Below are 12,125 nucleotides of genomic sequence, written 5' to 3'. Positions count from 1 at the left end.
CGACTGCTCAAGCGAGCAATCGCACGCGAGATGTTCAAGCAGCTGACCCGTCCACACCAGGACCTCGGCGTCCACGATCTGCGCCCAGCCCGACAAGCCAAGAACATCACCATCGGCGCGGCCGCCGCCGCACTCGGACTTGCCCCGGTGACGATCAGCCGCACCGAACGCGGCCAGTTCGTCACCCCAGAGGTCGTCAGCCGCTACCGAGCATGGCTCGCGACCGCTTGACCAGACATAGGAGCTTCACTCCGAGACCCTCAGGACCGTTGCCCACAAGGGATCTGAGCATCGAGACCGGACCGTGACCCACCGGCCCCGCTGTCCACAGGCTGCCTGCCGGCGCGCGGGCTTCCGAGACGGCGCGGACGCGCCAGCTCGACCACGGGGCAGGCGGCTGGTCACCACTCCGTCCGGAAGCGACGACCCATGAGGCCATGGTCGGGCGCCGCCTGGCCCGACGGCAGGACGGACCGGCCCGAGCCGTCGAGCCGGCCGTGTCGGAGCAGCGTCGGACCCTTCGGCTAGCGTCGAGCGCGTGAGCGAGGCGGGCACCCGACGGGTCTGGCGGCCGGACTGGCCCTGCCCGGTCGAGGCGGTGCTGCGCCAGCAGAAGCACGGGGGAGCGGATCCCACGTGGAAGCGCGACGAGGACGGGCGGATCTGGCGCGGCCTCCGCACTCCGCAGGGGCTCGTCACGCTCAGCATCCACGCCGAGGCGCGGCTGGGCGAGGTGCACGCCGAGGCCTGGGGGCCGGGCACGCAGTGGGCGCTGGACCAGGTGCCGGCGATGCTCGGCGGCGAGGACGACTGGTCGGCCTTCGAGCCGCGCCACCCGGTGCTGGTCGAGGCGCGGCGTCGGTTCCCCCACGCGCGGCTGGGCCGAGGCGGCCTGGTGATGGAGGCGCTGGTGCCGGCGATCATCGAGCAGAAGGTCACCGGACAGGAGGCGTTCGCAGGCTTCCGGATGCTGGTGCACCGCTTCGGGGAGCCGGCCCCCGGCCCCGGCGCGGAGCGAGGGCTGAAGGTGCAGCCCGACGCCCAGACCCTGCGCACGGTCCCCTCCTGGGAGTGGCTGCGGATGCACATCGACCCCGCTCGCAGCCGCACGATCGTGACCGCCGCCCGGGTCGCCGATGCCCTCGAGCGCACCGCGGCCCTCGACCCCGCCGAGGCGGACCGCCGGTTGCGCACCCTGCCCGGCATCGGGGAGTGGACCAGCGCCGAGGTCCGCCAGCGGGCCCACGGCGACCCCGACGCGGTCAGCTTCGGCGACTACCACGTGGCCAAGGACGTCGGGTGGGCGTTGACCGGCACCCCCTTCGACGACGAGGAGATGCGCGCCTACCTCGAGCCCTGGCGCCCCCAGCGCGGACGGGTGCCGGCGCTCTTGGCGATGGCCGGCCTGCACCGGCCGCGGCGCGGGGCCCGGATGGCGCCACGCACCCACCTGCCTGCGCAAGTCACCCGCCACCGACGGTAAAGCCGGTTACCGTGACAGTGTGACGCAGGTAACGTTCGAGCCGCTCCGCACCGCCACTGCCGCCGAGGCCACCCGCTTCTTCGCCGACACCGACGCCGTGGCGCTCGTGGACGCGATCCGGCTCGCCTCCGACGAGGAGTTGCGCCGGCTGGTCGGCCGCGAGGAGATCCGGCTCCCGGCCGTGCGCGGGGTCCTCTCCCGCCTGCACGAGTACGCAGACCCCGATCGCCTCGCCTCTGCGACCGGCACGGTGCGGATCGACCTCACGCGCGACGACGCGCGGCTCGGTCACCACCTGCTGCGGCTGGTCCCGGGGGCGATCGAGGTCGAGGTCGACGTGCCCGCCTCCGCGCCCGCCGACGTGGTCCTCGGCACGAGCGTCGTCGGGTTCATCCGGCTCGTCAGCGGGCAGGGCGACGCCGCGCTGGACTACCTCGCCGGGCGCCTGCACGTCCAGGGCGACGCCGCGCTGGCGCTCACGGTCGGCGGGCTCTTCACGATCCCCGGCACCGACGCGGTGGCCGTGGACCCCACCGCCCTCGACCCGGTCGACGTGGCCCGGGCGCTGGCGGGCGTGCCGATCAGCCACCTGCGCGAGGTGATGTCCGGCGGCTTCCGCCCGGTCGTGCTCGACGAGATCTTCCGCCGGCTGCCCGACTTCGTGAACGCCCGGCGGGCCGCCCGGCTCGACCTCACCATCGGCTTCCGGCTGCTCGGCGGCCCCGGCGGCGAGCCCGAGCGCTGGGTCGTGCGGATCGACCACGGCGCCTGCAAGGTCGAGGCCGGGGACCCCGGCGGCCACCGGGACGCGACCATCACCTGCGAGGGCCACGACTTCCTGCGCCTGGCCACCGGCCACCTCTCGGCGGTCTCCGGGGTGCTCAAGGGTCAGCTGAAGGTCAAGGGGGAGAAGGCCAAGGCGCTGCAGCTCGCCTCGGTGCTGGACATCCCGAAGGCGTAGGTCCGCTAGAGCAGGGGGCGCAGCGGGGCGAGCACGAACTCCGTGAACTTCCGGTGCAGGTCGCGGGCCTCCCACTCGCCGATGGTGAGCTCGAGGCAGTGCGACTCGTCCGCGGCGAAGATGGACTCCATCTGCCGCGCCAGTCCCCGGTCGATGACCTCGATGTTGATCTCGTAGTTGCCCGAGAGGCTGAGCCGGTCGATGTTGGCGGTCCCGACGGTGGTCCACGTGCCGTCGACGGTGGCGGTCTTCGCGTGCACCATCGCGTCGCGGTAGCGCAGGATCCGGACCCCTGACTCCAACAGCTGGGAGAAGTAGCCGCGCGAGGTCCAGTCGGCCACGATGTGGTTGGACTTCAGCGGCACGAGCAGGCGCACGTCCACGCCGCGGTGGGCGGCGGCCTTGAGGGCGTCGACGAAGTCCTGGTCGGGCAGGAAGTAGGCGGTGGTCAGCCAGACGTTGCGGCTGGCCCGCTGGATCGCCTCGAGGTACATCGAGCGGATCGGGAACATCCACAGCCGCGGCACGTTGCGCTGGATCCGGATCCGCGGCTCCCACTCCGAGTGGGTCTCCAGCAGCAGCGGCGGCTCGCTGGGGCGGAACCGGTGCCGGCGGTGCAGGTTCCAGAAGTCGGCGAACGCGCGCTGCAGGTCCCACACCCCGGGGCCCGTCACGCGCACGTGGGTGTCGCGCCACTCGGTGGCGTAGGCGTCACCGATGTTGTAGCCGCCGACGAACCCGACCTCGGAGTCGACGACCAGGATCTTGCGGTGGTCGCGGCCGTAGCGGCTGAGGTCGAAGAACCGGAAGCCCGCGGCGTACACCGGGTAGCGCAACACCTTCATCGTGCGCGGGAAGTGCTTGAAGACCGGCGAGACGACGAGGTTCGCGAAGCCGTCGTAGATGACGTAGACGTCCACGCCGCGCGCGGCGGCATCGGCCAGGGCCCGCTTGAACCGCTCGCCGGTCTCGTCGCCCTTCCAGATGTAGGTCTCGAAGAGCACCTGTCGCTGCGCACCTTCGATCGCGGCGAGCATGTCGTCGTAGAGGTGCTGGCCGTAGGTGTACGTCGTCACGGTGCTGTCCCCGATGGGCACCTGGGCCGGGGGAGTGACCGGGAAGGGGCCGGGCTTCTTGCCGCGCCGGCGGTAGGAGTCGACCAGCGACATGCTCACCGCCAGCACGAGCTGGACGCCCACGATCGTCAGGAGCGTGCGCCGCAGGGCGCGCAGGACCCGGTCGGTCCATGACTGGTCGGCTGGGCTCACGGGGCCAAGGTAGTGGCCGGCGCTAGATCCTCCGGTCGTCGCCGCGCACGAAGGTCCGCTCGGGGCAGTTGATGATCACCTGGCTGTGCACGACCAGCGGCACGGCGAGGTCGACCGTGCGGGTCACCTCGCGCCCCAGCGAGGTGCCGGTGAGCCGCACCTGCTCGTAGGTGTTGTTGGCGCGCTCGTGGTAGTACCGGCAGTTCGTGAACTCGAACTCCAGGACCACCTCGCCGTCACCGAAGGGACCGAGCTCCACGGGCTCGACCGGTCCTCCGACCGGCGCCAGGAGCGGGTACGTCGGCTCGACCAGCTCCACGCCGGTGACTCGGAAGGGGACGACCGACGCGTTGTCCAGCGGTATCGTCAGCGCCGTCCGCTGCCCGTAGCGGTAGTGCAGCGCCAAGGTGCCGCTCGGCCCGTAGCCCTCGACCAGGAGGCCGTCCGCGGCGGGGACCGACGGCACCGGGTCGGTCACGAGCACCGCCTGGGGCGCCAGCGCCCAGGCGCCCGCGACCAGCGCGAGCAGCCCGCCGACCGCCGCCGCGCGGGCACGACGGGTACGACGGGGCGCGCGCGCCTCCGCGGACGACCCGGCGGACGTCGTACCGGCGGGGGAGCCGGGGCCGAGGGTCCGGTCGGGGCGGGCGTCGAGCAGGCTCACGACCCGACCTCCTCGTGCCGACGACGCGCGCCGGCGACCCGGGCCCCGGCGACCCGGATGCCCAGCGCACCGAGGAGCGTGACCGCCACCAGCGCGGCGGGCGTGCCGGGACCGTCCTCCTCGGGCGCCCCGGCGGCGCGGGTGCCGCCGCGGGCCCCGGTGTCGGTCGCGGGCTTCTCCGGGGTGTCGAGCCAGTCGCAGCCGACCGGGTCGGTGTTGGAGTAGCGGTCGTAGACCGCGCAGGGCAGCAGTTGCGTGGTCTTCACCAGGTTGCCGATCGGCCACTGGGAGGGGTTGCCACAGTCCGGCAGGCCGACGGCGTAGTTGTGGGTGACCTCCTTGCCGGGCGCGGTCAGGTTGTCCTGCCAGCAGTTTCCCTGACCGGCCTCGTCCCAGTAGAAGTCCATGCCGTTGGGGAGGACCTTCCCGGAGGGGGAGTAGCCCAGCTCGTTCTTGGTGAAGGCGTTGAAGTTGGAGTTGTCCTGCTGGTGGGTCGGGTCGTAGTCGCCCCGCATCAGCGCCGGCGGTACCCAGAAGAGCATGAAGCCCTGCCGCCAGTTGTCCCAGACCTGGTTGGAGTTGATGAAGTTGTGGTTGCCGATGACCATGCCGCCGGTGCCGACGGGGAACCCGAAGGCGGGGCACACGACACCGTCCTGGTGACCGACCTCCTCGGGCGTCGCGGCCTGGCAGGGCGCGTCCTCGCCCTGGACGTAGCGCTCGTAGTAGTTCTCGTTGTTGCTGTAGATCAGGTTGTCCTCGAACCAGCCGTGGTCCTGCGGCATGCCGGGGTGCCCGCCGAGGATCGACTCGACGATGAAGCCGAGCCCGTTGTGGTGGATCCGGTTGTCGTGGACGTAGACCGAGTTGCCCGCGGTGCCGGAGTAGCCCAGGGCGTTGTGGTGCATGTCGCAGCGGTAGACCTCGACCGCCCAGCGGTTCAGCGGGCCCGTGGTGGTGCTGGTGGAGTTCACGTCCGCCGAGGAGCCGGGGTAGACGCCGGAGTCGCCGTTGTGGTGGGTGTCGCAGCGCCGGATCACGCCGTGGTCGGAGGCGAAGGTCAGCACGCCGTAGAGGTCGTTGTACGCCGACTCGAAGTCCTCCAGCACGTAGCCGTCGGTCTCGTGCACGTAGAAGGCGTTCTCGCGGAAGAGCGTGGCCTTCATGTTGCCGAGGTAGAAGCCGTCGGCCCGGTCGGCCTTGATCCCGTTGTGCTTGAGCCAGTCGCCCTCCTCGGTGAAGCCGCCCTTGAGGTGCACGTCGCCGGGCCGCGCGCCGGTGCCGAGCAGCTGGAGGTCGCAGAGCTGGTTGTCGCACGTGATGTCGGGGTCAGCAGGGTCGTCGCCGGCGATGGTCACCAGGTTGAGGATCTCCCCGCACGACACGATCTGGTCGTACTCCACGATCCCGCCGTCGTAGCCCTCCATGCACGGGACGTCCCAGCTGGGCTGCTCGCGGTAGACGCCGGGCAGGACGTAGATGTTCGTGCGCTGCCTGCGCACCGCGTCGACGGCGGCCTGCATGTGCCGGTGCTCGCAGCGCTGGAGCAGTCGCTGGTTGAAGACGCGCAGCCTCCTGTCGCGGATCTTCGCGATCCGGCGGCCTGAGTCGGGCTTGCAGACCACGATCACGTCGGCGGCCTGCCTCAACGAGCGTTTCTCCGGCACGGTGCCGTCGCCGGCGGGGAACTGGGACTCGCGCTCCTCGTGCGCCGAGGCCGGGACGACCGGCAGCAGCAGCGCGAGGAGCAGGCCCAGGAGGGCGAGCAGTCCGGGGAGGGCGGGGGACAGGGCAGCGGGACGGCGCACGGGGACTCCAGGGGAGGAGGGAGCAGTGCTGCGACAATATGAGCGATGTTCACGTATGGGAAGAGGGGGCGCCCGCCGCGGTGAAGCCGACTGTCGGTGGTCCCTCGTAGGCTCGAGCCCATGCGTCCAGTCACCGATCTCGAGCGCCGCGTCGCCCCGTTCAAGGTGGTCTCGGACTACCAGCCCTCCGGCGACCAGCCGGCGGCGATCGCCGAGATCAGCAAGCGCATCCGGGGCGGGGAGAAGGACGTCGTGCTGCTGGGTGCCACCGGCACCGGCAAGACCGCGACCGTGGCGTGGGTGACCGAGCAGCTGCAGCGCCCGGTGCTGGTGCTCCAGCCCAACAAGACGCTGGCCGCGCAGTTCGCCAACGAGCTGCGCCAGCTCTTCCCCGACAACGCGGTGGAGTACTTCGTCTCCTACTACGACTACTACCAGCCCGAGGCCTACGTCCCCCAGACCGACACCTACATCGAGAAGGACTCCTCCATCAACGAGGAGGTCGAGCGGCTGCGGCACTCCGCGACCAACTCGCTGCTGACGCGCCGCGACGTGATCGTGGTCAGCACCGTGTCCTGCATCTACGGCCTGGGCACCCCGCAGGAGTACGTCGACCGGATGCTGCGGCTGCGGGTCGGGGAGGAGCACGACCGCGACTCGATCTTGCGCCGGCTGGTGGAGATCCAGTACACGCGCAACGACATGTCCTTCACCCGCGGCACCTTCCGGGTCCGCGGCGACACCCTCGAGATCTTCCCGGTCTACGAGGAGCACGCGGTGCGGATCGAGTTCTTCGGCGACGAGGTCGAGCGGCTGATGACCCTGCACGCGGTCACCGGCGAGGTGCTCACCGAGGACGAGGAGCTCTACGTCTTCCCCGCCACCCACTACGTCGCCGGCCCGGAGCGGATGGAGCGCGCGATCGCCGGGATCGAGAAGGAGCTGGAGGAGCAGCTGGCGGTCTTCGAGCGCGAGGGCAAGCTGCTGGAGGCCCAGCGGCTGCGGATGCGCACCACCTACGACATCGAGATGATGCGCCAGGTCGGCTCGTGCTCGGGCATCGAGAACTACTCGATGCACATGGACGGCCGCAGCCGGGGCAGCGCACCCAACACGCTCCTCGACTACTTCCCCGAGGACTTCGTGCTGGTGGTCGACGAGTCGCACGTCGCGGTCCCGCAGATCGGCGGCATGTACGAGGGCGACATGTCCCGCAAGCGCAACCTGGTCGAGCACGGCTTCCGGCTGCCCAGCGCGATGGACAACCGTCCGCTGCGCTGGGAGGAGTTCCTCGAGCGGATCGGCCAGACGATCTACCTCTCCGCCACGCCCGGTGACTACGAGCTCGACCTGGTGGGTGGCGACAAGCCGCCGCACGTGGTGGAGCAGATCATCCGGCCCACCGGCCTGATCGACCCCGAGGTCGTGGTGAAGCCGACCAAGGGCCAGATCGACGACCTCATCCACGAGATCAGGCTGCGCACCGAGAAGGACGAGCGGGTCCTGGTCACGACGCTGACCAAGAAGATGTCCGAGGACCTCACCGACTACCTCCTCGACGCCGGCATCAACACCCGCTACCTCCACTCCGAGGTCGACACCCTCAAGCGCATCGAGCTGCTGCGCGAGCTGCGGATGGGCGCCTACGACGTGCTGGTCGGCATCAACCTGCTCCGCGAGGGCCTCGACCTGCCCGAGGTCTCGCTCGTCTCGATCCTCGACGCCGACAAGGAGGGGTTCCTGCGCTCGGACAAGTCGCTGATCCAGACGATCGGTCGCGCGGCCCGCAACGTTTCCGGACAGGTGCACATGTACGCCGACAAGATCACGCCCTCCATGGAGGCCGCGATCGACGAGACCAACCGGCGGCGGGCCAAGCAGATCGCCTACAACACCGAGCACGGCATCGACCCGACGCCGCTGCGCAAGAAGATCGCCGACATCACCGACATGCTCGCCCGCGAGGACGAGAACACCCAGGCACTGCTGGAGACCTGGGCCGGCACCGAGGCCAAGGGCCGCGCCGGCAAGGTCGGCAAGCGCCAGCCGGTCCCTGTCCTGGCCTCCGGCGACGCCGGCAAGCACGCCAAGGACCTCGCCGGCATGCCCAGTGCGGACCTCGCCCAGCTCGTGCAGGACCTCACCGACCAGATGAAGGAGGCCGCCGCGGAGCTGCAGTTCGAGGTGGCCGCCCGCCTCCGCGACGAGATCCAGGAGCTGAAGAAGGAGCTCCGCCAGATGATCGAGGCGCAGAAGTAGCTCAGTCCTCCGGCCCCTCCTCGACCACCTTCATCGCCTGCCGGCTGACCACGAGCCCGACCAGGCGCGAGACCACCAGCGCGACGTACAGGACGCCGGCCACCATCTCGACCGCCACGATCGAGCGTGCGTGCGCGGCGACCGGCACGACGTCGGACAGCCCGACGCTGGTGAGGACCGAGAAGGAGAGGTAGAGCAGCTCGAACCAGCTGCGCTCCGCCGTCTCGCCGGTGCCGACGAAGGCGCCTGGGTCGAGGACCTGGACGGCGGCGTAGAGGTAGGCGAACGCCCAGGCGACCACGGTGAAGGCAGCGCCGGTGGCGTAGAGCTCGTCGCTGGTGACCCGGTCGTCGTGGAAGACGTAGCGGATCATCGAGTAGGAGACGTAGAAGTAGAACGGCGCGTGCAGTGCCGCACTGACCAGCAGCACCCACGCCGTGTCGCTGGCGAGGGCTTCGGCCACGCTGAACGCCGCTGCGGGGGCGCCCAGGGTCAGGGCGACCCAGGACAGGGCGGGCGTGCGTCGTACGGCGGCGACGGCCGCGCCCACCGCGAGGATCTGGAAGACCCCGAGGACGGCCCGACCGGCGGCGCTGTCCTCGAGGAACGGGTAGGCCAGGACGACCAGCAGCTGGGCACCCAGCAGGACCGCGGAGGGGTGCCGGCCGAGCAGGCCGTCGGGGTGCGGGCCGGGTGCGGGTCGGGTCACCCCGCGACCCTAGGACAGCGCGGAGGACAATGGGCGGCGTGACGCCCCCCGCCGACGCCGACGACGAGACGTCCCGCGGGGGCTGGCTCGTGTGGGGCAGCGCGCTCTCGCTCTACCTCCTGGCGGTCTTCCACCGCTCCTCCCTCGCGGTCGCCGGACTGGCCGCGGCCGAGCGCTTCGACATCACCGCCGCGCAGCTGGCGACCTTCACGATGCTGCAGCTGCTGGTGTACGCCGGGATGCAGGTGCCCGTGGGCCTGCTGGTCGACCGGTTCGGCCCGCGCAGCGTGATCCTGACCGGCGCGCTGCTGATGGCGGTGGCCCAGGTGGGCTTCGCGCTCGCGGAGACCTTCGTGCTGGCGCTGCTGGCCCGGACCCTGGTCGGGCTGGGGGACGCGATGACCTTCATCTGCCTGCTGCGGCTGGTCGCGACGTGGTTCCCGCCGCGGCGCATCCCGTTCCTCACCCAGCTCAGCGGCACCCTGGGCCAGAGCGGCGCCCTGCTCGCGGCCGCCCCGATGACCTGGGCGTTGGGCAGCCTGGGCTGGACGGGGGCCTACCTGTCCTCGGCGGCCATCGGCGTGGTGCTCAGCCTGGTCGCCGTCGTGGTGCTCCGCGACGGGCCGTCCGGGCGCCACCACCGCGGCGCCACGATGGCGTGGGCGTCGGTGCGCGCGAGCCTGCGCGCCTCCTGGGCGCACCCCGGCACTCGTCTGGGCTTCTGGATCCACTTCAGCACCCAGTTCAGCGCCACCGCGCTCGGCCTCCTGTGGGGCTACCCCTTCCTCGTGCGCGGCGAGGGGCGCAGCGCGGCCGAGGCGGGCCTGCTGCTCAGCCTGCTCGTCGTGGCGGTCGTCGTGGCGGGCCCGGTGCTCGGCTGGCTGGTCGGCCTGCACCCGTGGCACCGCTCGTCGATGGCGCTGGTCATCGTCGGGTCGATCGTCACGGTGTGGACGGTGGTCCTGCTGTGGCCGGGCGACGCGCCGACCTGGCTGCTGGTCCTGCTCGTCGTGGTCGTCGGCATCGGGGGACCGGCCTCGATGATCGGCTTCGACGTCGGCCGCACCGCCAACCCCGTCGAGCGGCTGGCCTCCTCCAGCGGCATCATCAACGTCGGCGGCTTCTCCGCCAGCCTGCTGCTGGTGATCGCCATCGGGCTCGTGCTCGACTGGCGCACCCCCGGCTCGGGCACCGACTACCCGCCGGAGGCGTTCCGGTGGGCGATGTCCACGCAGTACGTCCTGTGGGCGGTCGGGCTGACCCAGCTCGTGCGCTACCGCGTCCGCGCCCGCCGCGTCTTCGACCGCGCGGCGCTCCAGGCCGAGGTGCGCGCGCGGTGAGGGAGCCGGAGCGCACCCCCGACGGCAGGCACGTCGTCATCGACGGCCGCCGCTGGCGCGCCACCGACCCCGACGTCCCCGAGGAGCGGGCCGCCGAGCTGCGCAAGATCCTCATGGCCTGGCGCCGCGAGGTGCGTCGTACGAAGGGCACCGACGAGGAGCGGGCCGCACGCGACGGCGTCCAGGCGGCGAAGGTCGCGCTCGGCGAGCGGGGCACCCCGTGGTGGGAGCAGACCGACGCCGAGCGCCGGGCCCGCTGGGAGGCCGACGTCCCCGGTCCGGGCGAGCGCTCCTGACCGAGGCTGGCCGACCCGGAGGGTCAGCCCGAGCGACGGCGCCACAGCCGCCACCGGCGGGGCGCGCGCTCGGCACCGGATTCGTCGGGAGCCTCAGGCGGTGAGAGCCAGGCCGCGATCTCGGGTGCCGGGTGCCCCATCAGCGTGGTGCTCACCGACGTGTCGATCGCCGATCTCGGGGAGCGCACCATCGTCAGCAGGGGCGGGCCGAACGACCGGCGGGCGGGCGTGCTCGAGCGGACGCCCAGGACGTCGTTCCCAGCATGGTCACCGTCGTCCCAGCCCTGCACCCGGACCACGTCGGCGCGCGCGACCCGCGCGCGACCTCGCTCGGAGTCGTGGACGATCTCGGTCGCGGTGACCCAGAGCGCCTCGCGCCGGCAGCGCCCGGCAACCCTGATCGACCAGCGCGCAGCGAAGTACGTGAACGGCACGAGCGCCAAGCCGATCGAGAAGAGCCGGTCGATGGTGGCGTTCCACGCCAGGTAGACCCAGAAGCCGCTCAGGACGAGCAGTCCCAGGTCCAGTGCTGAGTTGAACCACCATCGCCACGGCCAGGTCGGGAGCAGCACCGCTGGCTGGCCCGCGAACCGCGCGGAGCGTGCGGTCGGGAACCGGCGCACGCACACCACGGCGAGGGAGTAGGCAAGGCAGAGGACCGCGGCACCGACGGAGTACCACACCACCGACCGGAACAGGAGCGCGTCGTCTGGGAGGTCTTGGCTGTGCAGCACGTAGGAACCGGTGAGGCCCGCGATGCCGGTGGCCAGGAAGGTCCCCGCCTCGCGCCTGCGCCACGACGGGTTGACCGGCTTGGCGGTCAGGCCCGGGACGGTGCTCATGTGGACCTCCGAGAATGGGCGAGCGGGGTCACGCTAACCGACGGCGCACCACGGTTTGCTGGGTCCTCCCGAGCCCCGGCACGATGGCCCGGACCGTGCACCCGACGACAGCGGCAGGTGGGGCGATGAAGCAGCCTAAGACCCAGCTGGGCGCAGGGGAGACCCTCCTGGAGCGCTGGGGCGCCAACCGCACCCAGAGCGACCAGCGGGCCGTGGGCGGGCACCTCTACCTCACCGACCAGCGCCTGCTCTTCGAGCCGCACCGCTTCGACGCCAGCCTGTCGGGGCGCGGCGCCTCGGTGCCGCTGCGCGACATCACCGACGTCGTCCGTGTGCCGCGCGACCTGAAGCATTTCTTCGGCGGGGGACTGCGCGCTCGGCTGGGTGTGGTGACCGCCCGAGGGACCCACCTGTTCGTCGTTAACGACCTCGCCGGCAAGGCGCGCAGGATCCTGGAGGAGCGCGACCGGTTGAGGAGCTCGGGCTAGAGGGGGC

The 12,125-nt window shown here is 71.5% G+C and carries 12 protein-coding genes; 7 read left to right on the top strand and 5 right to left on the bottom strand.

Annotation, left to right across the window (positions count from 1 at the left end; all coding sequences use genetic code 11):
• The 3 genes from ACYVID_RS10140 to ACYVID_RS10130 form a co-directional block, all read left to right on the top strand.
• A partial coding sequence (locus tag ACYVID_RS10140) for a helix-turn-helix domain-containing protein (protein WP_460736618.1) occupies positions 1-231 on the top strand: 231 nt, incomplete at its 5' end.
• Between the two features lie 307 nt (positions 232-538).
• A complete protein-coding gene (locus ACYVID_RS10135; RefSeq protein ID WP_460736616.1) occupies positions 539-1,483 on the top strand; it encodes a DNA-3-methyladenine glycosylase family protein in 945 nt (314 codons plus the stop codon).
• 19 nt (positions 1,484-1,502) lie between these two features.
• Entirely contained in the window at positions 1,503-2,444 is a 942-nt protein-coding gene (locus ACYVID_RS10130; protein ID WP_460736614.1) for an SCP2 sterol-binding domain-containing protein, read from the top strand.
• 5 nt (positions 2,445-2,449) lie between these two features.
• On the opposite strand, the gene ACYVID_RS10125 is transcribed toward ACYVID_RS10130, so the two are convergent.
• From ACYVID_RS10125 to ACYVID_RS10115, 3 genes are read right to left on the bottom strand one after another with little or no spacing between them, the layout of a single operon-like run.
• A complete protein-coding gene (locus ACYVID_RS10125; protein WP_460736612.1) occupies positions 2,450-3,712 on the bottom strand; it encodes a phospholipase D-like domain-containing protein in 1,263 nt (420 codons plus the stop codon).
• A gap of 22 nt (positions 3,713-3,734) precedes the next feature.
• Positions 3,735-4,376, bottom strand: coding sequence for a hypothetical protein (locus ACYVID_RS10120; RefSeq protein WP_460736610.1), 642 nt, complete (start codon positions 4,374-4,376; stop codon positions 3,735-3,737).
• Positions 4,373-6,184: a right-handed parallel beta-helix repeat-containing protein gene (locus tag ACYVID_RS10115; RefSeq protein ID WP_460736608.1), complete on the bottom strand. Its 1,812-nt coding sequence runs from the start codon at positions 6,182-6,184 to the stop codon at positions 4,373-4,375. The genes ACYVID_RS10120 and ACYVID_RS10115 overlap by 4 nt, the downstream gene beginning before the upstream one ends.
• A gap of 120 nt (positions 6,185-6,304) precedes the next feature.
• Here ACYVID_RS10115 and uvrB point away from each other — a divergent pair, with 120 nt between their 5' ends.
• Entirely contained in the window at positions 6,305-8,443 is a 2,139-nt protein-coding gene (uvrB, locus tag ACYVID_RS10110) for an excinuclease ABC subunit UvrB (RefSeq protein WP_460736606.1), read from the top strand.
• A 1-nt stretch (position 8,444) separates the two neighbouring features.
• Here the strand turns inward: uvrB and ACYVID_RS10105 are convergent, their stop codons facing one another.
• Positions 8,445-9,152 (bottom strand): ion channel, encoded by a 708-nt coding sequence (locus ACYVID_RS10105; protein ID WP_460736604.1) that lies wholly within the window; start codon positions 9,150-9,152, stop codon positions 8,445-8,447.
• Between the two features lie 38 nt (positions 9,153-9,190).
• Between ACYVID_RS10105 and ACYVID_RS10100 the strand changes: the two genes are divergently transcribed.
• Together ACYVID_RS10100 and ACYVID_RS10095 are read left to right on the top strand one after the other, a co-directional pair.
• Positions 9,191-10,492: an MFS transporter gene (locus tag ACYVID_RS10100; protein WP_460736602.1), complete on the top strand. Its 1,302-nt coding sequence runs from the start codon at positions 9,191-9,193 to the stop codon at positions 10,490-10,492.
• Positions 10,489-10,788, top strand: coding sequence for a hypothetical protein (locus tag ACYVID_RS10095; RefSeq protein WP_460736600.1), 300 nt, complete (start codon positions 10,489-10,491; stop codon positions 10,786-10,788). Before ACYVID_RS10100 ends, ACYVID_RS10095 begins: the two co-directional genes overlap by 4 nt.
• Positions 10,789-10,811: 23 nt before the next feature.
• Here ACYVID_RS10095 and ACYVID_RS10090 read toward each other — a convergent pair whose 3' ends face one another.
• A complete protein-coding gene (locus ACYVID_RS10090) occupies positions 10,812-11,630 on the bottom strand; it encodes a hypothetical protein (RefSeq protein WP_460736598.1) in 819 nt (272 codons plus the stop codon).
• A 125-nt stretch (positions 11,631-11,755) separates the two neighbouring features.
• Between ACYVID_RS10090 and ACYVID_RS10085 the strand changes: the two genes are divergently transcribed.
• Positions 11,756-12,118 carry a GRAM domain-containing protein gene (locus tag ACYVID_RS10085; protein WP_460736596.1) on the top strand — a complete coding sequence of 121 codons (363 nt, stop codon included), beginning with the start codon at positions 11,756-11,758 and terminating at the stop codon, positions 12,116-12,118.
• The last annotated feature ends 7 nt before the right edge of the window (positions 12,119-12,125 follow it).

The sequence above is a fragment of the Nocardioides ginkgobilobae genome, from assembly GCF_054781275.1.
The sequence above is the reverse complement of the archived record's forward strand: the minus strand, read 5'-3'. Positions and strand labels throughout refer to the sequence as shown.

What these genes read in the sequence shown, in the direction of transcription:
- uvrB (WP_460736606.1), top strand. Translation starts at nt 6,305, where the DNA reads ATGCGTCCAGTCACCGATCTCGAGCGCCGCGTCGCCCCGTTCAAGGTG.
- ACYVID_RS10090 (WP_460736598.1), bottom strand. Translation starts at nt 11,630, where the DNA reads ATGAGCACCGTCCCGGGCCTGACCGCCAAGCCGGTCAACCCGTCGTGG.
- ACYVID_RS10085 (WP_460736596.1), top strand. Translation starts at nt 11,756, where the DNA reads ATGAAGCAGCCTAAGACCCAGCTGGGCGCAGGGGAGACCCTCCTGGAG.